Raw genomic sequence first — 24,989 nt, forward strand, 5'->3', positions numbered from 1 at the left:
ACGCCCGGGGGCGGCGTATTGACTGGCGACGAGTCTATCGTATTTCGCGGTTCGCAAAAGCTGGCTTTCCGGCCGAGGTTCGCGGCGGCGGCCCATTTGCTATCCTTGGTGATCCTGTTCGCCCGGCCCCGCCGGTCCGAGGTTCCGACGCCCGCTTCATGCTCCATCTTTTCTATTCGAACCGTCACGAAACGCTGGCCGACGCGCTGCTCGAGGATCTGGCCGCGTTCCCGGCCCGTAACGGCCCGTGGGCGCCGCAACAGGTCATCGTGCCGAGCGCGGCGCTGCGCCGCCGCCTCGAGCTCGACATCGCCGCGCGCAACGGCGTGTGCGCGAACGTCGAGTTCACGTATCTCGCGCAGTGGCTGTGGGCGCAGATCGGCCGCGTGCTGGCGGTGCCCGCGCGTTCGCCGTTCGCGCCCGACCGGCTCGTGTGGCGCTGCTACCGGCTGTTCGCGCAGGCGGCAGGCGACGCGCCGTGGCTCGCGTCGCCGCGGCTGGCCGCGTATCTGTCGGCCTCCGACGATGCGATGCGCTACGAGCTGGCCCATCGCGTCGCGGCCGTGCTCGATCACTACCTGACCTACCGCCCCGAATGGCTGGCCGCGTGGCAGGCCGGCGAATCGGTGCTCGCGGGCGACGCCGCGCCGCGCGGGATCAGCGACGCCGCGCGCGACGACGAGCGCTGGCAGGCCGCGCTGTGGCGCGCGCTGCTCGCCGAGCTGAGCGACAGCGGCACGCCGCCGGCGCACCGTTTCCTCGTCGAGGCGCGCCATCTCGATGCCGATACGGTCGCGCGCGCCGACTGGCCCGAATCGGTCAGCGTGTTCGCGCTGCCGACGATGCCGCCGCTGCACGTCGCGCTGCTGCGCGAACTGTCGCGCTGGATCGACGTGCGCGTTTACGCGCTGAACCCGTGCCGCGAATTCTGGTTCGACATCGTGACCGCCGCGCACGCCGAGGCGCTCGATGCGGCCGGGCGGCGCGACTACCAGGAAGTCGGCCATCCGCTGCTCGCCGAATGGGGCAGGCAGACGCAGGCGCAACTGCACATGCTGCACGAGCTGACTGAAAGCGCGGCGTCGGGCGATGCGTCGCGTTTCGTCGAGAATCCCGCACCGACGTGGCTCGCGCGCGTGCAGAACGCGATCCTCGAACTGCAGCCGGAGGCCGACATCGGCGGCACGCCGCTCGAGCGCGGGATCGAGGTGCATGTGTGCCACAGCCTCGCGCGCCAGCTCGAGGTGCTGCACGACCGGCTGCTCGCGTGGTTCGACGCCGATGCGAGCCTGCAGCCGTCCGACGTGCTCGTCGCGGTCGCCGATCTTGCCGCGGCCGGGCCGTTGATCGACGCGGTGTTCGGCACCGCAGGCGCCGGCGGCGCGCGGGTGCCGTACCGGATCACCGGCCTGCCGCCGTCGCAGGCGAACCCGGTCGCGCGCGTGCTGCTCGACTGGCTCGCGTTGCCCGAGCGGCAGGTCGGCGCGCCGGAGCTGGTCGAATGGCTGCGCGTGGATGCGGTGGCCGCGCGCTACGACATCGACGCGGCCGCGCTCGAAACGGTGCAGACCTGGCTCGCGGCCGCCGGCGCACGGCGCGGGCTGTCGCCGCGCGCGAGCGACGACGCGGCCGTGCCCGCGCCGCGCCATACGTTCTCCGATGCGCTCGCGCGGCTCTTTCTCGGCTATGCGATGCCCGAAGGCGCGGCGCCGATCGGTGCGTGGCTGCCGATCGAGGCGGCCACGGGCAGCGAGGCCGAACTGCTCGGCCGGCTCGCACGCTTCACCGACGATCTCGACGGCTTCGCGCGGCGGCTCGCGCAGTCGCACACGCCGCGCGGCTGGAGCGAGCTGTTCGCCGACACGCTCGCGCGCTTCTTCGATTCGGGCGCCGCGTATGCCGACGCGCTGGCCGGCGTGCGCGACGCGCTCGACGCGATGCTGGCCGCGATGACGGAAGGCGCGCCCGACGAGGCGCTGCCGGCGGCCGTCGTCCGCGCGGGGCTCACCGCGGCACTCGACGATCCGGCCCGCGGCGGGGTGCCGTGGGGCGGCGTCACGTTCTCGTCGCTCACGAGCTTGCGCGGGCTGCCGTATCGCATCGTTTGCCTGCTCGGGATGGACGACGGCGTGCTGCCGAGCCTCGCGCGCGCGGACGAATTCGACCTGATGGCCGTGCTGCCGAAGCTGGGCGACCGGCAGCGCCGCGACGACGAGCGCAATCTGTTTCTCGACCTGCTGCTGGCTGCCCGCGACCGGTTGCTGATCGCCTATACGGGCCGCAGCATCCGCGACAATGCGCCGTTGCCGCCCGCGGCGCTCGTCGACGAGTTACTCGATCATCTGGCGATCGTCACGGCGGGGCCCGGCGCCGCACCGGATGCGGTCGATGCCGCGCGGCGCGCGTTCATCGTCGAGCATCCGCTGCAGCCGTTCGCGGCCGCGTATTTCCAGCCCGGTAGCGAACTCGTTTCGTACGACGCCGAGCGGGCGACGCTTGCGTCGCTGCTGGCCGCCGAAGCGTCGCGCGGCGGGCCGCGCGAGCAGCCGTTCTTCGCGCAGCCGCTGCCGGCCGAGCCGGTCGAGCCCGTCGCGTTCAGCGAATTCGAACGTTTCTGGCGGCATCCGGCGCGCGCGTTGCTGCGCGGCCGGCTCGGCATCGTGCTGGCGGACGCGCAGGCCGAACTGCTCGACACCGAGCCGTTCGCGCTGGACTTTGCCGGCAGCGACGCGCTTGCCGAGCGCGTGCTGCCGCTCCTGATCGAAGCGGGCGAGGGCGGCGTGCACGATCACGCGCTGCGCATCGCGGACGCGAGCCCCGAACTGCCCGGCGGCGCGACGGGCGCGGTGTGGCGCGACCAGGCGCTCGGCTCGATGGCGCAGCTTGCGTCGAACGTGCGCGGTGCGCTGGCCGGCGGCATCGAGCGGCGGCCGTTCTCGCTCGCCGTCGTGCCGAAATGGCCCGACACCGAGCAGGCGCTGTTCGGCGCCGACGACGCGATGCTGGCGGCCGACGCGGTGAGCGCGCCGCTCGAGTTGCACGGCACGCTGAACCGGTTGACACCGGCCGGCCAGGTCATCTACCGCTATGCGCGGCCGAGCGCGCGCGACTACCTGTCCGCATGGCTCGCGCATCTCGTCTACTGCGCGATCGAGCCCGGCGGCCCGCGCCGCACGCTGTGGTTCGGCAGCGGCGGCGCGTTCGAGCTGACGCCCGTCGCGGCGCCGCTCGAACGGCTCGCGCCGCTTGCCGCGCTGTTCCGCGCGGGGCGGCGCATGCCGCTGCGGTTTTTCCCGCGCAGCGCATGGGCGCGCGTGTCCGACGGCGAGGCCAAGGCCGCGAGCGTGTGGATCAACGAGCGGGTCGTGAGCGAAGCCGACGATCCGGCCATCGCGATCGCGTGGCGCGGCGCGCATCCGTCGCTCGACGAGCCGTTCGGCACGCTCGCGCGGCTCGTGTTCGAGCCGCTCGTCGAGCATCTGAAGGAGGTCGCATGAGCGCCGGGGCGCAGCAGCAGGCGTTCGAACTGGACGTATTCGCGTGCCCGCTCGACGGCGTCAACCAGATCGAGGCGTCGGCCGGCACCGGCAAGACCTGGAATATCTGCGCGCTGTACGTGCGCCTGCTGCTCGAAAAGGATCTCGGCGCGGACGAGATCCTCGTCGTGACGTTCACGAAAGCGGCGACGGCCGAGTTGCACGAGCGGATTCGCGGCCGGCTCGCGCAGCTCGCGCATGCGCTCGACACGGGCGACGACGGCGGCGATCCGTTCATCGCGCGCCTGCTGGAGACCACGCTCGGCGACGACGGCGCGCTCGATCCCGAGACGGCCGTGAAGCGGATCCGGCGTGCGCTGCGCGCGTTCGACCAGGCGGCGATCCATACGATCCACGCGTTCTGCCAGCGCGCGCTGCAGGAAGCGCCGTTCGCGGCGGCGATGCCGTTCGCGTTCGACATGGAGGCCGACGATGCGTCGCTGCGCTTCGAACTCGCGGCGGATTTCTGGCGCACGCGTGTCGAACCGGCGGCCGCGCGCTGGCCGGGCTTCGCGACGTGGCTCGTCGAATCGGGCGCCGGCCCGGCCGCGCTCGATGCGCAGCTCGCACGCCGGCTGAAGAAGCCGCTTGCCGCGCTGCGCTGGGATGGCGTGACCGAGCCGGACGAATCGGCCGAAGCGGCCGCGGCCCAATGCTTCGCGGAGGCCGCGCGGATGTGGGCGGCCGAGCGCGACGCGATCGATGCGCTGCTGCGCGCCGCGCAGCCCGCGCTCAATCAGCGCTCGCACAAGCCCGACGCGCTCGCCGATGCGCTCGCCGCGTGGGCGGCGCATTTCGCGCAGGGCGATGCGACGGCCGCGCTGCCGAAAGCCGCGCTGAAGCTCACGCAAACCGCACTGACCAAGGCGACGAAAAAAGGCGGTGCGACGCCCGCCCACGCGTTCTTCGACCTGGCCGACGCGCTCGAGGCCGCCGTGGCCGCGGCCGAGGCCACGCAGCGCGCGCGCTGGCTCGCGCTGATCGCCGAATGGCTCGACATGGCGCCGCGCGAGCTGGCCGAGCGCAAGCGCACGCGGCGCGTCGTGTCGTTCGACGATCTGCTCGCGAACCTGTATCACGCGCTGCACGCGCATCCGTGGCTCGCCGAGGCGCTGCGCGCACGCTATCCGGCTGCGCTGATCGACGAGTTTCAGGATACCGATCCGCTGCAGTTCGCGATCTTCGACCGGATCTTCGCGCCGGGCGGCCCGCTGTTCCTCGTCGGCGATCCGAAGCAGGCGATCTACAGTTTCCGCGCGGCCGATCTGCATACCTATCTCGCCGCGCGCGCACGGGCGAGCGCGTGCTACACGCTCGCGGTCAACCAGCGCTCGACGCCCGCGATCGTCGACGCGTGCAACCGCTTGTTCATGTCGAATCCGCGCGCGTTCGTGCTCGACGGGCTCGACTATTACGCGGTGCGCGCCGGCACGCGCGTGCGTGCGCCGTTCGTCGACGAAACCGATCCGGGCCCTGCCGGCGATTTCCGGGTGTGGGCGCTGCCGGGCGGCGAACGCACGCTGCTCAAGCGCGATGCGCAGGCGCAGGCCGCCCAGGCGTGCGCGGCCGAGATCGCGCGGCTGATGCGCGGCGCGCGTGAAGGGCGCGTGCGGTTGGGAGACACGCCGTTGTCGCCGGGCGACATCGCGGTGCTCGTGCAGACGCACCGCCAAGGCAGCCTCGTGAAGCGCGTGCTCGCGACGTGGGGCATCGGCAGCGTCGAGCTGGCGCAGGCGTCGGTGTTCTCGACCGGCGACGCCGAGCAGCTCGAACGCGTGCTGGCGGCGATCGATGCGCCGGGCGACCTGCGGCGCCTGCGCGCGGCGCTCGCGTCCGACTGGTTCGGGCTCGATGCCGGCGCGCTGTGGCGCATGGAGCAGGGCGACGGCGGTGCGCCACCCGGCGCGCCGGCGGCCGACGGTGCCGACGCGATGAGCTGGGTCGAGCGCTTCTCGCGGTATCGGCTGCTGTGGCGCGAACGCGGTTTCGCGGTGATGTGGCGCACGTTCACGCGCGAGCTGCGGATCGCCGAGCGGCTGATGGCCGGTGCGGACGGCGAGCGCCGCGTGACCGACATCAACCATCTGGCCGAGTTGACACAGGCCCGTGCATCCGCGCAGCCGGGCATCGCGCCGACGCTGCGCTGGCTCGCCGCGCAACGGCTCGACGGCGGCGGCGAGGAAGCGCAACTGCGGCTCGAATCCGATCGCAATCTCGTGCAGATCGTCACGGTGCACAAGTCGAAGGGGCTCGAATACGCGATCGTGTTCTGTCCGTTCCTGAACGACGGCGGGCTGCGCGAGCCGCCGTCGTCCGCGTTGCCCGATGCGCGCGAGTATCACGACGAGGCGGGCGATGCGGTGCTGCATTACGGATGCGACGACGAAGCGGCCGCGCACGCGGCGCGCCAGGCGCTGCGCGAGCAGGCCGCGGAACGCGCGCGGCTCGTCTACGTGGCGCTCACGCGCGCGGTCTATCGCTGCTATGTCGTCGCCGGGCCCTACCTGTCGTCGCGCTCGACGCGCGAAGCGCGGCGCAGCGTGCTCAACTGGCTCGTCGCGGGGGCCGGTCATGCGTTCGATGCGTGGCTCGACGAGCCGCCCGACGAAGCCGCGCTCGACGCGGCGTGGCACGCGCTCGCGGGCGGCCCCGTGAGCGTCGCGCCGCTGCCGGTGCCTGCGCGCCGCGAGCGTCTCGAAGCCGGGCACGACGCGTCGCAGACGCTCGCGGCGCGCCATGCGACACGCGTGCTGCGCGATGCGTGGCGGATGGCGAGCTTCAGCTCGCTGACCGCGTCGATGGCGCGGGAGGAGGCGGGCGTCGCGGCCGTGCCCGACGACGAACTGCGGCCCGATCACGATGCGCTTGCGGCGGTGACGCCCGACGGCGAACCGATACTGGCCGATACGGCCGCGGCCGGCCCGCCGGACGACGACATCCTCATGTTCCCGCGCGGCGCTGCGGCCGGCGAATGCCTGCACCGCCTGTTCGAGCTCAGCCGGTTCACCGAGCCCGAGTCGTGGCACACCGCCGCGCTCGGCGCGCTGCACGACCGGCCGGTCGAGGCCGAGCCGGAACTTGCGGCGCGCCTGCCGGCGATGATGGCGCGGCTCGTCGACGACGTCGTGCACACCGAGCTCGTGCCGGGCATGCGGCTTGCCGATCTCGATCCGGCGAAGCGGCTCGACGAAATGGGCTTCCTGTTTCCGGCGCCGTCGCTCGACCTGATGGCGCTACGCCGGCTGCTGGTCGCGCACGGCTATCCGGACGTTGCACTGGAGGCGGGCACGCTCGCCGGTTTCATCAAGGGTTTCATCGACATGATCGTCGAACACGACGGCCGTTTCTGGATCGTCGACTGGAAGTCGAATTACCTCGGCACGACGCCGGATGCCTACGGCCCGCGCGCGCTCGACGTCGCGATGGCCGATCACGCGTATCACCTGCAGGCGCTGCTCTATACGGTCGCGCTGCACCGTTACCTGCGTGGCCGCCTGCCCGATTACGACTACGACACGCACATCGCCGGCTACCTGTACCTGTTCGTGCGCGGCGTGCGGCCCGGCTGGCGCAGCGGCGGCGAGCCGGCCGGCGTGCATGCGCGGCGGCCCGCGCGCGCGCTCGTCGACGCACTCGACCGGATGATGGAAGGGAGCCGCGCATGACCGCGTCCGACGACATGCTCGAATTCACCGGCGGCCTCGTCGCGCGGCTGCCCGAGCCGGCCGATTTCGGCATCGCGCTCGCGGAAGGCTTCGCGCGCCGCATCGGCGACCTCGCGCGGCGTGCCGGTGCGCCGCCCGCATCGGCACGCTGGGCGGCGCGCGCCGCGTTCGCGACGAGCCGCGCGACCGCCGGCGGCCACGTGTGCGTCGCGCTTGGCGCGCTCGCGCAGCGCTACGAAGCGCCGCTCGACGAGGTCCGCGCGGCGCTGGCGGGAAGCGGCGTGGTCGCGTTCGGCACGCTCGCGCGCGGCGACGAGCGGCCGCTGATCGTCGACCGGCTCGATCACCTGTACCTGTCGCGCTATTTCGATTACGAACGGCGGCTCGCCGATGCGCTCGTCGCGCAGGCCGGCGTCGCCGCGCCGGACGAACGCCTGTCGCCCGACCGGTTGCGCGACAGTCTCGCCCGTTACTTCGGGCCGGCCACTGGCGAAGTCGACTGGCAGCGCGTCGCGGCGATCGTCGCGCTGACGGGCCGCGTGACGATCGTCAGCGGCGGGCCGGGCACGGGCAAGACGACGACCGTCGTCGGCGTGCTCGCCTGTCTGCTCGACGCGCACCCGGGGCTGCGCATCGCGCTGGCCGCACCGACCGGCAAGGCCGCACAGCGGATGCAGGAGGCGCTGCACGCGCGCGCCGGCGATCTGCCGCCGGAACTCGCCGCGCGCCTGCCCGACACGTCGTACACACTGCATCGGCTGCTGGGCGGCGGTGGAGCAGGCGGTTTCCGGCATCATCGCGACAATCCGTTGCCGTACGATCTGATCGTTGTCGACGAGGCGTCGATGATCGACGTCGCGCTCGCCGCGCATCTGCTCGACGCGCTCGCGCCGGGCGCGCGGCTCGTATTGCTGGGCGACAAGGATCAACTGGCCGCGGTCGAGGCCGGCGCGGTATTCGCGGAGCTGAGCGCGCGGCCGGCGTTCACGGCCGCGGCGCGCACGCGCATCGCGCAGGCGCTGGGCATCGACGAGGCGGCGTTCGTCGCGGCGTTGCCGGTGCCGGACGAAGCCGCACCGGCTGCGGTTCCGGCCGCGCATCCGGTTTCCGTTTCCGCACGGGCTTCGGCGTCGCCATCGGCGCCCGTACCCGTTTCACGCAAGCCGGCGGCTCGGCCGAAAGTCGATACGCGACAGGCGTCGCTCTTCGACGACGAACCGCAGGACGACGAAGCGTCGTCGCCCGGCATCGCGCCGCCACCGAGCGCGGAGTCGGCACCGGCCGATGCCGGCGCACCAGGGGGCACTGCGCCCGCCTGGATCGAGGCCGACGAACTCGCCTGGCTCGACACCGTCGAGCTGCCGCCGTTCGACACGGCCGATGCGGCGCTCGCATCGGTGACGGCCGCCGCATCGCCATTGACCGGCGAAGTCGCCGCCGCGTCCGCCGGCACGTCCGCTCCGGCACCGCTCGCGGATTGCGTCGTGTGGCTCGAACGCAATTACCGGTTCGGTCTCGATTCGCCGATCGGGCGGCTGTCGCTCGCGATCCGCCGCGGCGACGTGCAGGCGGCGCTCGATGCGCTGCCTGCCGACGACTCGGCCGCCGCGTCGTTTCATGACGATGCGGGCGACACGCTGGCGTCGTCGACGGTCGAGCGGCTCGCGCGGCGCTTCGGCGCCTATCTCGACGCATTGCGCGACGCGTTGGCCGCGCCGGTGCCCGATCCGCTGCCGCTGTTCGACGCGCTCAACCGGTTCCGGATTCTGTGCGCGACCCGCGGCGGCTCGCGCGGCGCGGAACACGTCAATGCGCTGGTGGCCGCGCACGTGCGGCATGCGGCGCGCGTGCCGCTCGCGGTCGGCGCGCACTGGTTCACCGGGCGGCCGATCATGGTCACGCGCAACGACTATGCGCTGGGGCTGTTCAACGGCGACATCGGCATTGCGCTGCCCGACGCGCAAGGCGTGCTGCGCGTGTGGTTCCGGCGCGCGGACGGCACCGTGCGCGCGGTGTCGCCGGCCGCGCTGCCGCCGCACGAGACGGCGTTCGCGCTGACGGTGCACAAATCGCAGGGCTCGGAATTCGACGGGGCGGCGCTCGTGCTGCCCGCGTCGTTCGGCCGCGTGCTTACGCGCGAGCTCGTTTATACGGCCGTCACGCGCGCCCGCACGCGCGTGCAGGTGATCGGGCCGCGGCGCGTGCTGGCGCAGGCAGTCGCGACGCGCACGCAGCGCGATTCGGGGCTCGCGGCCCGCATCGACGAGGCGCTCGCCCAGCGCCGCATGGAGGTTTCGCGATGATGATCCGCTACACGCTCGATCCGGCCGAGGTCGAATGGACCGCCGTGCGCGCGCAGGGCGCGGGCGGGCAGAACGTGAACAAGGTGTCGAGCGCGATTCATCTGCGCTTCGACATCCGCGCGTCGTCGCTGCCGCCGGTGCTCAAGGAGCGGCTTCTCGCGCTGTCCGACCAGCGCATCACGCGCGACGGCATCGTCGTGATCAAGTCGCAGGAATATCGGACTCAGGAGAAGAACCGCGAGGCGGCGCTCGCGCGGCTCGATACGCTGATCGGCAGCGTCGCGTACACGCCGCGTGCGCGGGTCGCGACGCGGCCGACGCGTGCGTCGAAAGAACGGCGGCTCGAACACAAGTCGCGCCGCAGCGTGGTGAAGTCGGGGCGAGGGAAGGTGGTCGACTGACGAACGACGGGCCGGTGCTCGTCGCGGGCGAAGGTCCGCCGCGCGCGGCCCGCTACCGCATCACGGTTCCGGCGCTGTCGAGCACGAAATCGACGCAGAACACGACGAGCCGGCTCTGCGCGCGGATCGCGACGGCGGCCGTATAGCAGTCGCGGCCTTCCGTCAGCGAAAAGTGCGGGCCCATCAGCGCGACGCGCCCGGGGGCGGCGATCGCGCGCTGGAAATACGGGCGTCGCGACCAGTTGCTGTGGGTTTCCGGGAACAGCGGGGCGAGGCGGGTCGCGCTTGCCTGACTATCGTCGAGCGGGGCGCCGATCGACGGCAGGAACTGTTCGCCCGTCTCGTCCGTGACGAACACGCGACGTGCGGCAGGCACCGCGAATACGCGTTGCGCGGCGTCCTGCAGGTTGCCGCTCGCCGAAAACGCGGCCGCGCCGCTGAGCACGAGGCGTTCGATCGCGTCGAAGCCCGGCTGCCCGGCGGCCACCGGCGTGTGCCGGCGGGCGATGAAGCGCCGCCACGCGGCGTCGAGCATCGCGGGTGCCGCCGCGCTCGCGTGCGCGATCGATGCATCGGGCTGACCGAACCGGAAACCCTGCACGAAATCGATGTCGGCTTCCATCAGCGCCTGCAACGCGTCGTCGCTTTCCACGCCTTCGGCCAGCACCATCGCGCCGGCCTGGTGCAGCATCGACACGAGGTGATGCATGATGCGGCGATCCTCGGCCGAGCTGGTCGAACGCTCGACGAGCGAGCGGTCGAGCTTCACGATGTCGGGTCGCGCCCGCCACACGCGGTCGAAGTTCGAGAAGCCGGTGCCGAAATCGTCGATCGCGATCAGGAAATCGCGATGCTGGATCATGTCGATCGTGCGGGCGAGCGCGGCTTCGTCGCGCGCCGGCTGCTCGACCACTTCCAGCACGATGCGGTTCGGCGGCAGCGCGAAATGCCGGCATAGCGCCTCGACGAACTCGCGCTGCACGAGGCCCGTATCGAGTACGCGCGGCGTCACGTTCAGGAACAGCCAGCCGTCGCCAATGCCCTGCGCGACGAAGTTGGCCGTGTGCAGGCAGCGCGCGAGCCGGTCGAGCAGCAGCGCGTCGGCGTCGCCGCGCGTCTTGTCGAACAGGGCGGTGGGCGACGCCAGCGCGCCGTTCCCGTCGACGACGCGCAGCAGCGCCTCGTAGCCGACGACGCGCTTGTGCGTGATCGACAGCACGGGCTGGAACACGCTGCGCAAGGTCGTGGTGCGATAGGTGGCGAGCCAGCCGTGGGGTGTCGGCGTGAGGCGTTCGAGCAGGGCGTCGAGCGACAGGTCTCGGGTGGGCTTCATGTCAATGCCCGGGCGCGGGCGGCGGGGCGTCGACACTCCGCCACGCCGATGCAGCCGCATGCGCAGGCGGACGCGAAAGAACGTGGGGCATCGAGACTGCCTTCTGCGGATAAGTGTCCCGAGTGTAACGGGATTGCCGCGGCGCGCGTATCAGGGTAACTCCAGACGCAAACGCTACACCGCGATTCCGGCACGCGGGCGGCGGCGCGGCCGCCCGCGCCGCCTGCGTGCGTACGGTGCATGATCGTCGCGAAACGAAGCGCGCCGCGGCGGCGGGCGAGCATCCCGCGACAGGGCGTGACCGTGCGTCGTTGCCGCCCGATACGGGGAATCCCGGCGGCCGGCCGCCGCTGTCAGACGAATGAGACGAATGCCCGCGCGCCGCGCCGCGGTGCGATCGGCGGCATGTCGGCCAACCCGCGGCGCGCCGTCATCGCCATTGCCGCGCGGCGGGCTGCGGCCAGCGGGCGGCCGGCGACGGTCCGTGCACGCCCGGCGTGCCGATGGTCAGGCCGCTTCGCCGCCGCGGGGCCGGCCGCCGGGAATCCGCTTGATCACGCCGGTCGCGAGCGCGGTGCCGACGAGCACGATCGCGCAGCCTTCGATCATCACGGCCGACACGTGTTCGCCGAGGAACAGCGCGCCCCACAGCAGGCCGAACACGGGGATCACGAACGTCACGGTAATCGCGCGGGCGGGCCCGATGTGCGCGATCAGGTGGAAGAAGATGAAATACGCGATGCCCGTGCACGCGACGCCGAGCGCGAGCACCGCGCCCCATGCGTGCACGCCGATCGGCGCGGCCGGCCACGTCGCGATCGCGAAAGGCAGCAGCAGCACGGTCGAGCCGATCATGCTGCCCGCTGCGTTGACGAGCGGATCGACGCCGCCGAGGTTGCGTTTCGTATAGTTGGCCGCGATGCCGTACAGCAGCGTCGCGCCGAGTGCTGCCGCCGCGGCGAGCGCGGTCGCGCCGGCGCCCGTGTCGCCGTGCGCGGTCGCGATCTGGTTCCACACGAGCGTGAGTACGCCGGCGAACCCGATGACGAGGCCGAGCGCGCGCGGCAGCGACAGCTTGTCCTTCAGCCACAGATAAGCGACGAGCGCGCCCCACAGCGGCGTCGTCGCGTTGATCACCGACGTCACGCCGGCCGACAGCGTCAACTCGGCGAACGCGAACAGGCAGAACGGGATGCCGGAATTCAGCGCGCCGACGACGAACAGCGGCCATGCATGACGGCGCAACCGGGTGCCGAGATCGGCCGGTTTGAAGCGCGTCAGCGCGAAGCCCGCGAGAAACAGCGCGCCGATGCCCACGCGCAGCGCCATCAGCGGCGCGACGCCGAAATCGACCACGCCGATCCGGATGAACAGGAAGGACGCGCCCCACAGGGCGGCGAGCACGGTCAGCAGGAAAGCGTTTTTGGGCGACATCGATCGGCGAGGGCGGGGACGGGATGCGAGGATCTTACACTGCGTTACCACACCGTCGTTTCACGATCGGATGAAACGACAAGAAACGGGAACGTCGCCGGTCGTGCCCGGCGGCGGGCGGCCACGCGCGGCGCGGCCGATCAGCGATGACGCCAGCCGCCGCGTCCGCCGAAGCCGAAATTGAGCGACAGTGCCGGGCCCCAATAGCCGCCCCACGCCGGCCCATACGCAGGCGCCGGATAGTAATAGGCGGGGGCCGGATCGACGTACACGGGCGCGGGCTGTACCGGCGCCGGCGCCGCCGTGTAATAGCCTCCGGGATAGTAGGCGTACGGGTAATAGCAGCCGGCAAGCGTCGCGCAGGCAAGCGCCGAGGCGACGAAGGTTCTGTTCATGATGTGTCTCCGGCGGAGCCGGCTATCGGCAGATACCTGAAGCTTAGGCCGGGTACCGATGACACGGTATGAGAAACGGTAACCGATCATTTCCGGGCGCAGCGGCCGCGCTCTTGCGGCACGACAGACGAAAACGGCGCTTCCGCACTGCGGAAACGCCGTTGAACCGCCGGGCCTGCGGCTGGGCGACGACGCCCACGGCCGATGTCGGCTGGCTTACTTGCCGACCTGGTTACCGATGATGCCGCCGGCCGCCGCGCCGCCCAGCGTCGACAGCGCGTTGCCGCCGATCGCCGCGCCGGCGACGCCGCCGACACCCGCACCGATTGCCGTATCGCGCTGGCGCCGCGACATCGAATCGCAGGCCGACAGGCTGGCCACTGTCGCGACCAGGAGCGCGCATACCCCAAAACGCCGAATCGAATTCATGATCGTTGTCCTTGTGGTAGTGAACGGAAGGCGCACGACCGGCTGGCGACCGTGCATGTCCCCAATCTACGCGCCGTCCCGCGCTGCTGCTGTAAGGACTTGTTAAGGCTCGCGCGGTTTCGTAATCAATTGTTTCGCTTCGCCCGGCAGGCACACGGCATGCGCAAAAAAGCCCGCTCGAAAGCGGGCGTCGTGCATCGCGCCGCGAGCCGGTGCGGCTCGCGGCGTGTGCTTACTGGCGATGGTAGATCTCGGCGCCGGTCTTCACGAACTCGACCGCCTTGACCTCCATCCCCTTCTTCAGCGCTTCGGTTTCCGACACGCCCTGCTGCGCCGCGAACTCGCGCACGTCCTGCGTGATCTTCATCGAGCAGAAGTGCGGGCCGCACATCGAGCAGAAGTGCGCGACCTTCGCCGAATCCTTCGGCAGCGTCTCGTCGTGGAATTCGCGCGCCTTGTCCGGGTCGAGACCGATGTTGAACTGGTCTTCCCAGCGGAACTCGAAGCGCGCCTTCGACAGCGCGTTGTCGCGCACCTGCGCGCCCGGATGACCCTTGGCGAGGTCGGCCGCGTGCGCGGCGAGCTTGTACGTGATGATGCCTTCCTTCACGTCGTCCTTGTTCGGCAGGCCGAGGTGTTCCTTCGGCGTCACGTAGCACAGCATCGCGGTGCCGAACCAGCCGATCATCGCGGCGCCGATGCCCGACGTGATGTGGTCGTAGCCCGGCGCGATGTCGGTGGTCAGCGGCCCGAGCGTGTAGAACGGCGCTTCCTTGCACCAGTCGAGCTGGAGATCCATGTTCTCCTTGATCAACTGCATCGGCACGTGGCCGGGGCCTTCGATCATCACCTGCACGTCGTGCTTCCACGCGATCTGCGTGAGCTCGCCGAGCGTCTTCAGTTCGCCGAGCTGCGCTTCGTCGTTGGCGTCGTAGATCGAGCCGGGGCGCAGGCCGTCGCCGAGCGAGAAGCTCACGTCGTACGCCTTCATGATCTCGCAGATCTCTTCGAAGTGTTCGTACAGGAAGCTTTCCTTGTGATGCGCGAGGCACCACTTCGCCATGATCGAGCCGCCGCGCGACACGATGCCCGTCATCCGGTTCGCGGTGAGCGGCACGTACTGCAGGCGCACGCCCGCGTGGATCGTGAAGTAGTCGACGCCTTGCTCGGCCTGTTCGATCAGCGTGTCGCGGAAGATTTCCCAGGTCAGGTCCTCGGCCTTGCCGTTGACCTTTTCGAGCGCCTGGTAGATCGGCACCGTGCCGATCGGCACCGGGCTGTTGCGGATGATCCACTCGCGCGTTTCATGGATGTGCTTGCCGGTCGACAGGTCCATCACCGTGTCGCCGCCCCAGCGGATCGCCCACGTCATCTTGTCGACTTCCTCGCCGATCGACGACGTGACGGCCGAGTTGCCGATGTTCGCGTTGATCTTCACGAGGAAGTTGCGGCCGATGATCATCGGCTCGGATTCCGGGTGGTTGATGTTGGCGGGGATGATCGCGCGGCCGCGCGCGACTTCGTCGCGCACGAACTCGGGCGTGATCTCGGCGAGCGCGTTCGCGCCGAAGGCCGCGGCGCCGAACGCCTGGCCCGGGTGCTGGCGGCCCATCATCGCGGCGAGCTTCGCGCCGTTCGGGCCGCTCGACTTCAGGCTCTCGATGTATTCGGCGCGGCGCTGGTTCTCGCGGATCGCGATGTATTCCATTTCCGGCGTGATGATGCCCTGACGCGCGTAGTGCATCTGCGTGACGTTCTTGCCGGGCTGCGCGCGGCGCGGGTTGCGGTGCAGGCCCGGGAAACGCAGGTCGGCGGTGGCCGGGTCGGCCGCGCGCTCGAGGCCGTACCGGCTCGACAGGCCGGGGAGCACTTCGGTGTCGCCGCGCGCTTCGATCCAGCGCTGACGCAGTGCGGGCAGGCCCGCGCGGATGTCGATCTTCGCGTCCGGATCGGTGTAGGGGCCCGACGTGTCGTACACGTAGATCGGCGGGTTTTTCTCGCCGCCGAAGCCGGTCGGCGTGTCGGCCTGCGTGATCTCGCGCATCGGCACGCGGATGTCGGGTTGCGAGCCGGTGACATACACCTTGCGCGAATTGGGCAGCGGGGCGACGGCGGCGGCGTCGACGTGGGCGTCGGCAGACAGAAACTTCGGATTGGCGTTCATGCAATCTCCTGTGCGGGCGCCGGACAGGCGCTTCGGCGCTTGCCCGGAGCCCTTGACGAATGTGGGGCTCGAGCTAAGCAGGAGACAAGGCTTGGTGAGGCGGCGGGTCTCGTCAGAGGGATGGCGGCGAAATCCGTACGCTTCCCTGCGCTGGCATTATCCAGATCAGGTTCAAAGGGTATTTCTCACCCGCAATGCCGGTTGTTTGACCGAACGCATTGCAGGACCCCCGCGTTAGCAGCGCACACGATACACCGGCTTGGCGGTGGTTTCAACCGGGTGCGGCGCGGATACCGCCGGGCGATGGCCGCATCGCTGTCGGCGAACCGGGCAGGGTGCGCCGCAGCAATCGCGGGTGCCGAGCGGCGTTCCCGCCGGGCCGGATAGCGCCCGGGGGTGCGGCATTCGCGTCTTCATTTTCGGCGTCTAGAATTTTTTTTGACGTCGCTGTCATTTCCGGCGATGTGCTCCGTCTATTCGGCTCCTTAACCCATGTATCGGAGAGATGTCATGAAAAACGTATTCCTCGCCACCTGTATCGCCGCACTTGCCACGATCGCAACGGGGGCCCATGCGCAGAACGACGCCATGTCGAAGGACGGCATGTCGAAGGACGGCATGTCGATGTCGAAGGACGCGATGGGCCACGACGCGATGGCCAAGGACGGTGCGATGAAGAAGGACGGCATGAAGAAGCATGCGATGAAGAAGGACGCGATGGGCCACGATTCGATGAAGAAGGACGACGCGATGAAGAAGGACGCCATGAGCCCGTCGAACTAACGAATGCGTGCGGGGCGCGACCAGCCGGTCACCGGCGCGCGTCGCGTCCCGCCACATCATCCCGGGAGTATTCATCATGCAAACGGTCCCTGTCACGGATCGCGCGAGCGCGCCGCCGCCCGCGCCGACGATCCATCCGCGGTGGGTGCGCGTGAGCCACTGGCTCAACGCGCTCGCGGCGATCCTGATGGCGTTGTCCGGCTGGCGCATCTACGACGCGTCGCCGATCTATCCGTCGTTCACGTTCGCGCACGGCATCACGCTCGGCGGCTGGCTCGGCGGTGCGCTGCAATGGCATTTCGCGGCGATGTGGCTGCTGGTCGGCAACGGCCTGTTCTACCTCGCGATGGCGATCGCGACGGGACGCTTCGCACGCAAGCTGCTGCCCGTGACGCCGGCGTCGGTGTGGCGCGACGTGCGCGCCGCGCTCGGCGGGCGGCTGTCGCACGGCGACCTGAGCGTCTACAACGCGGTGCAACGTGCCGCGTATCTGACCGCGATCGTCGATCTCGTCGTCTTGGTGCTGTCGGGGCTCACGATCTGGAAATCGGTGCAATTCCCGCTGTTGCGCGAGTTGTTCGGCGGTTACGACAATGCGCGCATCGTGCATTTCTGGGCGATGTCGCTGCTGGTCGCGTTCGTCGTCGTCCATGTCGCGATGGCGTTGCTCGTGCCGCGCTCGCTGCTCGCGATGCTGCGCGGCCGCTGACCCGCTTCGCGGGCGAAGGAAATCATCATGTCGGAATCCGAAAAAAACCGCGGCGAGCCGCGCTGGACGCTGGACCGGAAGTCGCTCGAGCTCGACGTGCGCCGCGAACTCGAGATGCCGTCGCGACGGCTCTTCAACCGGCGCGTGCTGACGCTCGGCGGCCTCGCGATGCTGACCGGCTGCACGCTGCAGGACGACGCGTCGGTCAACACGTTCCTCGAGAAAGTGTCGCGTATGAACGATCGCGTGCAGGCGTGGCTGTTCAACCCGAACCAGCTCGCGCCGACCTACACCGAGGCCGACATCACGCGCCCGTTTCCGTTCAACGCGTACTACGGGATCGACGAAGTGCGGCACGTCGACGAATCGACCTACCGCCTCGTGCTGTCCGGTCGTGTAACGGGCAAACGCGTGTGGACGCTCGAGGAGCTTCGCGCGCTGCCGCATGCGGAACAGATCACGCGCCATATCTGCGTGGAAGGGTGGAGTGCGATCGGCCGCTGGGGCGGCACGCCGTTCGGGGCATTCCTCGCGCGCGCCGGCGCGGACACACACGCGAAATACGTGGGCTTCAAGTGCGCGGACGACTACTACGAAAGCATCGACATGCCGACCGCGCTGCATCCACAGACACTGCTCGCGTTCGAATACGACGGCCGCCAGTTGCCGCCGGAGTACGGTTTCCCGATGAAGCTTCGGATGCCGACCAAGCTCGGCTACAAGAACCCGAAGCACATCATGGAAATCTTCGTGACCGATACGTTCCCGGGCGGCTACTGGGTCGATCAGGGCTACAACTGGTTCGGCGGATCGTGATGTGGGCCGCATCGCGCGATGGACTGGCGACTTATCTCGAAAAAGATCGGTAAAGGTCGAATTTCATGGCGTTAATGAGGGTCGCAATTTAGTACTTGTACGATTGTTTGCCGAATACGTCGAATTTTATAATTTTCTCGTCGCGCCGGTCTCCTCGCGGGAGATCGGCGTCAATTGACGTATGTATCTGGCAGCAGCGGAATTTAACCTATTCGCTATTCGAATCGCGAATGACAGGTCGAGTAACGCTGGTCGCGCACGGTGTGATGCGTGTGCGGCTGCGCCTTCCTTTTTCCTATTCGCGGTGAGTCGATTAGCATGAATGTTGTATTTTTTCGGCGTGGTTTGCCGTTGGGAGCATTTTGTCTGCTGGCGGGTTTGACGTTGTCGGCCTGCGGCGGTGACGATTCGTCCGAGGTCGTGCAGATCGAGGACGCGAGCCCGCGTCCGGAGCCGGGCGACGTCGAATTGGCCGATCCTGCGCCCACGCTGCCCGAGGAGGTGCCCGGCGAGCCGCCGACCGTTGTGCCGCCACCGGTTGTGCCGCCGCCAGTCGAGCCGCCGCCGGTCGAGCCGCCGCCGGTCGAGCCGCCGCCAGTCGAGCCGCCGCCAGTCGAGCCTCCGCCAGTCGAGCCTCCGCCAGTCGAGCCTCCGCCGGTCGAACCACCCCCGGTGGAACCACCCCCAATCGAACCGCCGCCAGCACCCATCGACACGAGCTTCGCCATCCGCAACCTCGCGCAAGGCGGTGAGCGTTGCCTCACGATGTCGACTGTCGATGGCGTGTCCGTCGGGTTCGCGGCCTGTTCGGGATCGGACGCGCAGCGCTGGCGGATGGAGCGGGCCAACAACGAGAACTTCAGGGTGAAGAACGTGCTGGCCGCATCGCAGAGCCGCGACGTCTGCCTGCGTGCGGCGCCTGTCGCGCCGGGCGCGGTGAGCATGTCGTCGTGCGGCGGCGCCGATTACCCGACGACGCGGCTGTGGCGTGCGGCGATGCTCGATCCGAACGGCGCGTTCACGATGCTGAACAAGCACTGGGCCGATACGAACAAAGGCACCGCGCTGCAGGCGACGGAGGACGCGCTCGCGATGCTGCCCGAGGCTGGCCAGCCCGCCGCACGCTGGACCTACGAAGGTGAAGTGCCGACCCTGATGCGCAGGGTGGGCGGCACCGATCGCGTGTTGCTGATAACGGGCCGCTTTACGGGCCAGACGGCGAATCCCGCCGAGCCGATCCGCAAGGCGGTATTCGGTGACGGCGACGATTTTTCGTCGCTCGCGCACTACCTCAAGCTGGCATCGCGCGGCAAGTTCGGGATCGAAGGCACGATGCTGACCGACGTGGATCTCGGCGATTTCCCCAAGGGGTGCGATTCGGTCGCCATTCGCGCGCAGGCGAAGGCCGCGGCGAAGGCGCGCGGCGTCGATGCCGGCAAGTTCAACTTGTTGTTCGTCGATTTCCCGTCGAACCGCGAATGCAGATTTTCAGGTCTGGCCGGGAGCCCGGGCGCGTGGATCCTGTCGAACGGCTCCGGGCATGGGTACTGGATGTGGACGCACGAGTTCGGGCACGGGCTCGGCGTACACCACCCCGATTCGCTGCAACACTGCCCGGTCAAGGATGGCGCCGTCGTGATCGGCAACGGCTGCGTGACGGGCGGCATCGACGATCCGACCGATACCGTGGGCGGTGGCGGCCGGCGGATGTATCCGGTCGATTACCAGTTGTTTACCGGCTGGCTTTCCGAGGAGGACGTGCCCGCCATCGTCAAGCCCGGCACGTATCGCCTCGCGCCGTTGTGGAGCACGCTGCCGGGCAAGCAGGGCTACCGGCTGCCGCGTGGGGACGGCTCGGCGCTGGTGCTCGAATTCCGCCGTCCGCAGCTCGACGCGGGCAAGCGCGGCACGTTCGAGGACTGGCCGGACACGTCGCCGTTCGTCAACGGCGTGACGGTGCGGATCATGCGCCACCCGAACACCGTGAGCATCAAGAACACCCTCGTCGATGCGACGCCCGGCAGCGCGGACGGCATGAAGGACGCGCCGCTGATGCCGGGCAAGTCGATCGTCGATACGGTGTCCGGACGCCGGATCACCGTGCTGTCGGCCGACGAGAGCGGCGCGGTCGTGCAGGTCGAACTGGCGCGGTAGACGGGAAGGGCGCGGCACGCCGGGTGTCGCGCCGAAACGTCACTCCCGATCCTTTCGGACAGGTCTGACGATGCTTTCGAATCCTTGATGCCATAATGCCGAGCGTGCGCAACCGAAAACGGTTGCGCGCGTTTTTTTTTGTCCCTCTGCCGCCGCTTGCCGGTTCTTTTTCGTCGCCGTTCGCACTGCCATGTCGTTCCGCACGTTTGCTCTGCCTTCCCGGTTCCGCCTGGACCGTTTGCCGGCATTGCCGGCGTCTTTCCGCGGAGCACGCGCCGCGACGTGCGGGCGGGCAGCGCAATGACACCGCTCGACCGCCTTCTCGATTTCCTCGCCCGATTTTCGTTCCGGATCCGCCTGCCCCAAAGCCGCGGCGGTCGCGTGGCGCTGGCGCTCGTCTTCATCTATTTTGTCTGGGGCTCGACTTACAGCGGGCTGCATTTCGCGCTGCAGTCATTTCCGCCGCTGCTGCTGTCGGGGCTGCGCAACCTGCTCGGTGGGGTCGGCCTGTTCATCTTCGCGCTGCGGCGCAAGCCCGAATGGCCGACGCTGCTGGAAATCCGCAACTCGGCGATCGTCGGCACGATGCTCGTCGCGCTGTCGTCCGGCACGATCGCGCTCGGCATGCGCACGGTCAGCAGCGGTTCGGCCGCGGTGATGGTGGCCACGGTGCCGCTGTTCGCGACCGTGATCGCGGCGGTCGCCGGGCGGCCGGTGGCGAAGGGCGAATGGGCGGCCGTCGCGCTCGGGATGGTCGGCATCGTCGTGCTGAATTCGGGCGGCGCGGCCGCCGCGAACTCGGCGCTCGGCACGATCTGCGTGCTGGCCGGCGCACTGTTCTGGGCGGGCGGCGCGCATCTCGCGACGCGGCTCAAGCTGCCGTCCGACCTGTTCCTGTCGACGTCGCTGCAGATCGGCCTCGGCGGGCTGATGTCGACGATCGTCGCGTGGCTGTTGGGCGAACGCGTCGAACAACTGGCCGTCGGGTCGGTGTTCGCGTTCGTGTACCTGATGGTGTTCTGCACGATGGCCGCGTACGTCGCGTACGGCTATCTGATCCGCCATACGAGCCCGATCATCGCGAGCAGCTGCATGTACGTGAATCCCATCGTCGCGGTCGCGCTCGGTGCGCTGCTGCTCGGCGAACCGGTGACGATGGCGACCGTCGTCGCGACCGTCGCGATTCTCGGCAGCGTCGGATTGTCGTTCGTGTTCGATCCGGCGCGTCGGCCCGCGGCTGCGACGGCCACCGCCTCGGCCGCCACTTCACCGGCCGCGGCGGTGGAGCAGGCGCTCACAAGCGATGCTTCGCCGCCGTCCGCGCCGATGGCGACACCCGATCCGGCGCCGATTCTCGCGCCTTCGGCCGTCCCGTTGGCGGTACCGACGCCTGCCGCGGTCATGGATCCCGGCGCGGTGATCGACCCGGCCCCGGCGTTCGCGCCGCCGCCCGCCGCCGCCGAGCCGGCCGCCGCGCGCACCGACGCGTGACGCCGCCGCAGCCGCAGCCGCAGCAGCCGCGGCAGCCGCAGCCGATCCCGCTCAGCCGCGCCGGCCGCCGCGGTGGTGGGACCAGCCGGCGAGCGCCGCAAACAGCAGGCCGGCCGCGCACATGCCGGTCCAGCCGAACGCGCGCCATGCGGCGACGCCGGCCGACGAGCCGAGCGCGCCGCCGATGAAGTAGCACACCATGTACACCGTGTTCACGCGGCTGCGCGCGTCGGGCTTCAGCGCATAGATGCGCGACTGGTTCGAGATCTGCGCGGCCTGCACGCCCACGTCGAGCACGATCACGCCGATCACGAGCCCGACGAGGCTCGACCCCGACAGCGCGAAGATTACGAACGACAGCGCGAGCAGCGCGATCGCGAGCGAGATGATCGCGCGCGGGCCGCGCGTGTCCGCGAAGCGGCCCGCATAGGGCGCGGCGAGCGCGCCCGCGGCGCCGACGATCCCGAACAATCCGGCTGCCTGCGGGCCGAGATGGAACGGCGCGCCGGCGAGCAGCAGCGTGAGCACGGGCCAGAATGCGCTGAACGCCGCGAACAGCGCGGCGCCCGTCAGCGATGCCTCGCGCAGCCCGCGCAATTCGACGGCCAGATGCCACATCGAGCCGAGCAGCTTGCCGTACGACAGCGTCGACGTCGGCGAGCTGCGCGGCAGCCGCAGCACGATCACGACGGCGAGCGCGACGAGCGCCGCGACCGAGGCGGCGAACACCGCACGCCAGCCGAAATACTCGGCGACGAAGCCGGCGGCGGTACGCGCGAGCAGGATGCCGAGCAGCAGGCCGCTCATCACGGTGCCGACCGCGTGGCCGCGTTCGGCCGGCGGCGCGATTTCGGCGGCGAACGGCACGGCCTGCTGCGCGATGGTCGCGAGGATGCCGATCGCGAGGCTCGCGACCGCGAGCACGGCCAGCGACGGCGCGGCGGCCGCCACGATCAGCGCGATCGACAGCCCGGCGATCTGCAGCAGGATCAGCCCGCGGCGATCGAAACGGTCGCCGAGCGGCGCGAGCAGGAACATGCCGGCCGCATAGCCGAGCTGCGTCGCGGTCGGCACCGCGCCGATCCATGACGCGCCGTCCGGAAAGGTCGCACGGAAGCTGTCGAGCAGCGGCTGGTTGTAGTAGATGTTGGCGACCGACACGCCCGCGATCGTCGCGAGCAGCAACAGCAGGCTGCGCGAGTAGTGGGGCGAGGCGGCGTCGGTCGGACGGTCGGTGGAGGCGGTGGACATGGCGGCGGCAACGGAGTGGGGCGGCGCGGCAGGCGGCGCACGCGTCGGATGCGTCGGCAGGCCGGGCGCCGGTCGAGGCTGCCGATCATACCGGAGCGACGCGAATCCTGCCGGCGGCAAGCCGGCGCGACGGGCCTGCCGTCGCCCGTCACCGCGCTTCACATCGGTCAGTCGACCAGCTCGCCCGTCGGCTCGTAGAACGGATACGGCCCCGCGCCTTCGTCGATATACACGTGATGCGACGTCATCCCCGTATCGGGCGCATGGCGGTGGACCGCGAACGCCGGCGGTTCGAGCCGGAACGCGGACGGCGCGTCGGCCCGCAGGTCGAACGCGACCTGGTGCGCGGGCGACGGCACCGCGCACGCGAGCGTGCCGCCGAAGCGCGTGAACATCGTGCGGTGCACGTGGCCGCACAGCACGCGCTCGACGTTCGGATGCGCGCGCAGCAGCGCATCGAGTTTCGCCGCGGCGCCAGGTGCGAGACGCAGCTTGTCCATGTGGCCGATGCCCGACACGAACGGCGGATGATGCAGCGCGACGATCACCGGCTGCGCGCGCGCGGCGTCGAGTTGCGCGGCGAGCCACGCGAGCCGCGCGTCGCACAGGTCGCCGTGGCTCGCGCCCGGCACCTGCGAATCGAGCGCGAGCACGCGCACCGCGCCGACGTCGAGCGCGTACTGCACGAATTCGCCGTCCTGCAACTCGGCGCGATCGGCGAACGCGCGGCGCAGACCGGCACGGTCGTCGTGATTGCCGATCATCAGGTAGTACGGCATCTCGAGTGCCGCGAGCAGCCCGCGCAGGTTGCCGTACTCTTCATCGTGGCCGAAGTCGGTCAGGTCGCCGGTGACGAGCACGGCGTCGGGGCGCGGCACGAGTGCGTTCAGCTTCGCGATGCAGCGCGCGAGCGCGGCCGCGGTGTCGACGCGCCGGTACGCGAGCTGGCCCGGCCGCTTGATGTGGAGATCGCTGATTTGAGCAAGCAGCATCGTCGTTCCTCGGAATCGTCTGGTTGTTGTCGCGGCGGCGTGCGCCGTCGTGGGGGGCTGCATGCATGATGCCCGATCGGCGGCTTACGCGCCGAGCGCGATCAGGCCTTCCGGCGCGATCGTGAGCCCGACCGCCGTGCCGCGCGCGAGCGCGATGCGGCCCGGTACGTCGATCACGAGCGCGTCGGGCGCCGCATCCTCGATCGTGAGCCGCGTGCGCTCGCCGAGGAACGCGCATGCGCCGACCGCCCCGCGCAGCGGCGCGTGCGCGGGATCGGCGAGTTGCGCGTCCTCGGGGCGGAAGAACCATTCGTCGGCCGCATGCGGCGTGACGATCGCGCCGCCCGTCGTTGCGAGCGCCCCGTCGCGCCATTGGCCCGCCAGCCGGTTCAGCGTGCCGATGAAGTGCGCGACCGTGCGGTTCGCGGGGTGGTAGTAGATCTCGCGCGGCGTGCCGATCTGCTCGATGCGGCCCGCGCCCATCACGACGATCCGGTCGCCGAGCTCCATCGCCTCGGCCTGATCGTGCGTCACGTAGACGGTCGTCACGCCGAGCGCGCGCAGCAGCGCGTTCATGTCGCGGCGCAGCACGTCGCGCAGCTTCGCGTCGAGCGCGGTCAGCGGTTCGTCGAGCAGCAGCACGCGCGGCCGCACCGCGAGCGCACGCGCCAGCGCGACGCGCTGACGCTGGCCGCCCGACAGTTGATCGACCGGTTTGTCCGCATGCGCGTCGAGCCGCATCATCGCGAGCAGTTCGTCGACGCGTTCGCGCAACGCGCGCGGCGCGGTCTTGCGGATCTTCAGCCCGTAGCCGACGTTGCCGCGCACCGTCAGGTTCGGAAACAGCGCGTAGTTCTGGAACACCATGCCGACCTGCCGGCGCTCGATCGGCAGCGCGGTCACGTCGTCGTCGCCGAACGCGATCGTGCCGCCGGCGTCCGGCGTGTCGAGGCCCGCGATCAGGCGCAGCGTGGTCGTCTTGCCGCAGCCGGACGGCCCGAGCAGCACGAGCGTTTCCCCGGCGCCGATCGACAGGTCGAGCGGCTCGAGCACGCGTGTGCCGCGGAACGTCTTCGCGCAGCCGGTCAGGGTGATGGGCGTGGAATCGAGTTTCATGGGATCGGTAAAGTCAG

Annotated in this window: 17 protein-coding genes and 1 riboswitch; of the genes, 9 read left to right on the forward strand and 8 right to left on the reverse strand. The window is 70.0% G+C overall.

Features of this window, described 5'->3' with window-relative positions; genetic code table 11:
• Positions 1 to 158: 158 nt before the first annotated feature.
• Genes recC through arfB form a run of 4 tightly spaced genes read left to right on the forward strand, consistent with a single transcriptional unit; the run spans position 159 to position 9,905 of the window.
• The gene (gene recC, locus LGM42_RS29250; protein ID WP_226234082.1) at positions 159 to 3,497 is read left to right on the forward strand and encodes an exodeoxyribonuclease V subunit gamma; all 3,339 of its coding nucleotides are present in this window, start codon (positions 159 to 161) and stop codon (positions 3,495 to 3,497) included.
• Complete coding sequence (gene recB, locus LGM42_RS29255; RefSeq protein WP_226234083.1) at positions 3,494 to 7,201, forward strand: exodeoxyribonuclease V subunit beta; 3,708 nt, start codon at positions 3,494 to 3,496, stop codon at positions 7,199 to 7,201. The genes recC and recB overlap by 4 nt, the downstream gene beginning before the upstream one ends.
• Positions 7,198 to 9,504: an AAA family ATPase gene (locus LGM42_RS29260; protein ID WP_226234084.1), complete on the forward strand. Its 2,307-nt coding sequence runs from the start codon at positions 7,198 to 7,200 to the stop codon at positions 9,502 to 9,504. Before recB ends, LGM42_RS29260 begins: the two co-directional genes overlap by 4 nt.
• Positions 9,501 to 9,905 carry an alternative ribosome rescue aminoacyl-tRNA hydrolase ArfB gene (gene arfB / locus LGM42_RS29265; RefSeq protein ID WP_059573930.1) on the forward strand — a complete coding sequence of 135 codons (405 nt, stop codon included), beginning with the start codon at positions 9,501 to 9,503 and terminating at the stop codon, positions 9,903 to 9,905. The genes LGM42_RS29260 and arfB overlap by 4 nt, the downstream gene beginning before the upstream one ends.
• A gap of 52 nt (positions 9,906 to 9,957) precedes the next feature.
• Here arfB and LGM42_RS29270 read toward each other — a convergent pair whose 3' ends face one another.
• From LGM42_RS29270 to thiC, 5 genes are all read right to left on the reverse strand, one after another.
• Positions 9,958 to 11,238 carry an EAL domain-containing protein gene (locus LGM42_RS29270; protein WP_226234085.1) on the reverse strand — a complete coding sequence of 427 codons (1,281 nt, stop codon included), beginning with the start codon at positions 11,236 to 11,238 and terminating at the stop codon, positions 9,958 to 9,960.
• A 507-nt stretch (positions 11,239 to 11,745) separates the two neighbouring features.
• On the reverse strand, positions 11,746 to 12,672 hold the full coding sequence (locus LGM42_RS29275) for a DMT family transporter (protein ID WP_226234086.1): 927 nt from the start codon (positions 12,670 to 12,672) through the stop codon (positions 11,746 to 11,748).
• A gap of 140 nt (positions 12,673 to 12,812) precedes the next feature.
• Complete coding sequence (locus LGM42_RS29280; RefSeq protein WP_059573927.1) at positions 12,813 to 13,067, reverse strand: hypothetical protein; 255 nt, start codon at positions 13,065 to 13,067, stop codon at positions 12,813 to 12,815.
• 216 nt (positions 13,068 to 13,283) lie between these two features.
• Positions 13,284 to 13,496: a glycine zipper 2TM domain-containing protein gene (locus LGM42_RS29285; protein ID WP_011545020.1), complete on the reverse strand. Its 213-nt coding sequence runs from the start codon at positions 13,494 to 13,496 to the stop codon at positions 13,284 to 13,286.
• A gap of 232 nt (positions 13,497 to 13,728) precedes the next feature.
• The gene (gene thiC / locus LGM42_RS29290) at positions 13,729 to 15,660 is read right to left on the reverse strand and encodes a phosphomethylpyrimidine synthase ThiC (RefSeq protein WP_059573925.1); all 1,932 of its coding nucleotides are present in this window, start codon (positions 15,658 to 15,660) and stop codon (positions 13,729 to 13,731) included.
• A 124-nt stretch (positions 15,661 to 15,784) separates the two neighbouring features.
• Positions 15,785 to 15,901, reverse strand: a riboswitch (TPP riboswitch).
• A gap of 269 nt (positions 15,902 to 16,170) precedes the next feature.
• On the opposite strand from thiC, the gene LGM42_RS29295 reads away from it, so the two are divergent.
• The 5 genes from LGM42_RS29295 (at position 16,171) to LGM42_RS29315 (ending at position 21,613) form a co-directional block, all read left to right on the forward strand.
• On the forward strand, positions 16,171 to 16,443 hold the full coding sequence (locus LGM42_RS29295) for a pentapeptide MXKDX repeat protein (RefSeq protein WP_226234087.1): 273 nt from the start codon (positions 16,171 to 16,173) through the stop codon (positions 16,441 to 16,443).
• A gap of 76 nt (positions 16,444 to 16,519) precedes the next feature.
• Positions 16,520 to 17,152 carry a cytochrome b/b6 domain-containing protein gene (locus tag LGM42_RS29300; RefSeq protein WP_226234088.1) on the forward strand — a complete coding sequence of 211 codons (633 nt, stop codon included), beginning with the start codon at positions 16,520 to 16,522 and terminating at the stop codon, positions 17,150 to 17,152.
• 27 nt (positions 17,153 to 17,179) lie between these two features.
• Positions 17,180 to 17,968 carry a molybdopterin-dependent oxidoreductase gene (locus LGM42_RS29305; RefSeq protein WP_060313416.1) on the forward strand — a complete coding sequence of 263 codons (789 nt, stop codon included), beginning with the start codon at positions 17,180 to 17,182 and terminating at the stop codon, positions 17,966 to 17,968.
• A gap of 765 nt (positions 17,969 to 18,733) precedes the next feature.
• Positions 18,734 to 20,122, forward strand: a complete 1,389-nt coding sequence (locus tag LGM42_RS29310) for an RICIN domain-containing protein (protein WP_226234089.1) — start codon at positions 18,734 to 18,736, stop codon at positions 20,120 to 20,122.
• A gap of 300 nt (positions 20,123 to 20,422) precedes the next feature.
• Positions 20,423 to 21,613, forward strand: coding sequence for an EamA family transporter (locus tag LGM42_RS29315; RefSeq protein ID WP_226234090.1), 1,191 nt, complete (start codon positions 20,423 to 20,425; stop codon positions 21,611 to 21,613).
• Between the two features lie 51 nt (positions 21,614 to 21,664).
• On the opposite strand, the gene LGM42_RS29320 is transcribed toward LGM42_RS29315, so the two are convergent.
• From LGM42_RS29320 to LGM42_RS29330, 3 genes are all read right to left on the reverse strand, one after another.
• On the reverse strand, positions 21,665 to 22,864 hold the full coding sequence (locus tag LGM42_RS29320) for an MFS transporter (RefSeq protein WP_059573921.1): 1,200 nt from the start codon (positions 22,862 to 22,864) through the stop codon (positions 21,665 to 21,667).
• A gap of 167 nt (positions 22,865 to 23,031) precedes the next feature.
• The gene (locus LGM42_RS29325) at positions 23,032 to 23,856 is read right to left on the reverse strand and encodes a phosphodiesterase (protein WP_060313420.1); all 825 of its coding nucleotides are present in this window, start codon (positions 23,854 to 23,856) and stop codon (positions 23,032 to 23,034) included.
• Between the two features lie 84 nt (positions 23,857 to 23,940).
• Positions 23,941 to 24,972 (reverse strand): ABC transporter ATP-binding protein, encoded by a 1,032-nt coding sequence (locus LGM42_RS29330; RefSeq protein ID WP_059573919.1) that lies wholly within the window; start codon positions 24,970 to 24,972, stop codon positions 23,941 to 23,943.
• Positions 24,973 to 24,989: the final 17 nt, after the last annotated feature.

Origin of the sequence: Burkholderia sp. AU39826 (genome assembly GCF_020419965.1) — a bacterium.
GTDB classification, from domain to species: Bacteria; Pseudomonadota; Gammaproteobacteria; order Burkholderiales; family Burkholderiaceae; genus Burkholderia; species Burkholderia semiarida.

Bases quoted from the DNA above. Each gene is read 5' to 3' on its own strand.
- recC (WP_226234082.1), top strand. From the start codon at position 159: ATGCTCCATCTTTTCTATTCGAACCGTCACGAAACGCTGGCCGACGCG.
- recB (WP_226234083.1), top strand. From the start codon at position 3,494: ATGAGCGCCGGGGCGCAGCAGCAGGCGTTCGAACTGGACGTATTCGCG.
- LGM42_RS29260 (WP_226234084.1), top strand. From the start codon at position 7,198: ATGACCGCGTCCGACGACATGCTCGAATTCACCGGCGGCCTCGTCGCG.
- arfB (WP_059573930.1), top strand. From the start codon at position 9,501: ATGATGATCCGCTACACGCTCGATCCGGCCGAGGTCGAATGGACCGCC.
- LGM42_RS29270 (WP_226234085.1), bottom strand. From the start codon at position 11,238: ATGAAGCCCACCCGAGACCTGTCGCTCGACGCCCTGCTCGAACGCCTC.
- LGM42_RS29275 (WP_226234086.1), bottom strand. From the start codon at position 12,672: ATGTCGCCCAAAAACGCTTTCCTGCTGACCGTGCTCGCCGCCCTGTGG.
- LGM42_RS29280 (WP_059573927.1), bottom strand. From the start codon at position 13,067: ATGAACAGAACCTTCGTCGCCTCGGCGCTTGCCTGCGCGACGCTTGCC.
- LGM42_RS29285 (WP_011545020.1), bottom strand. From the start codon at position 13,496: ATGAATTCGATTCGGCGTTTTGGGGTATGCGCGCTCCTGGTCGCGACA.
- thiC (WP_059573925.1), bottom strand. From the start codon at position 15,660: ATGAACGCCAATCCGAAGTTTCTGTCTGCCGACGCCCACGTCGACGCC.
- LGM42_RS29295 (WP_226234087.1), top strand. From the start codon at position 16,171: ATGAAAAACGTATTCCTCGCCACCTGTATCGCCGCACTTGCCACGATC.
- LGM42_RS29300 (WP_226234088.1), top strand. From the start codon at position 16,520: ATGCAAACGGTCCCTGTCACGGATCGCGCGAGCGCGCCGCCGCCCGCG.
- LGM42_RS29305 (WP_060313416.1), top strand. From the start codon at position 17,180: ATGTCGGAATCCGAAAAAAACCGCGGCGAGCCGCGCTGGACGCTGGAC.
- LGM42_RS29310 (WP_226234089.1), top strand. From the start codon at position 18,734: ATGTCGACTGTCGATGGCGTGTCCGTCGGGTTCGCGGCCTGTTCGGGA.
- LGM42_RS29315 (WP_226234090.1), top strand. From the start codon at position 20,423: ATGACACCGCTCGACCGCCTTCTCGATTTCCTCGCCCGATTTTCGTTC.
- LGM42_RS29320 (WP_059573921.1), bottom strand. From the start codon at position 22,864: ATGTCCACCGCCTCCACCGACCGTCCGACCGACGCCGCCTCGCCCCAC.
- LGM42_RS29325 (WP_060313420.1), bottom strand. From the start codon at position 23,856: ATGCTGCTTGCTCAAATCAGCGATCTCCACATCAAGCGGCCGGGCCAG.
- LGM42_RS29330 (WP_059573919.1), bottom strand. From the start codon at position 24,972: ATGAAACTCGATTCCACGCCCATCACCCTGACCGGCTGCGCGAAGACG.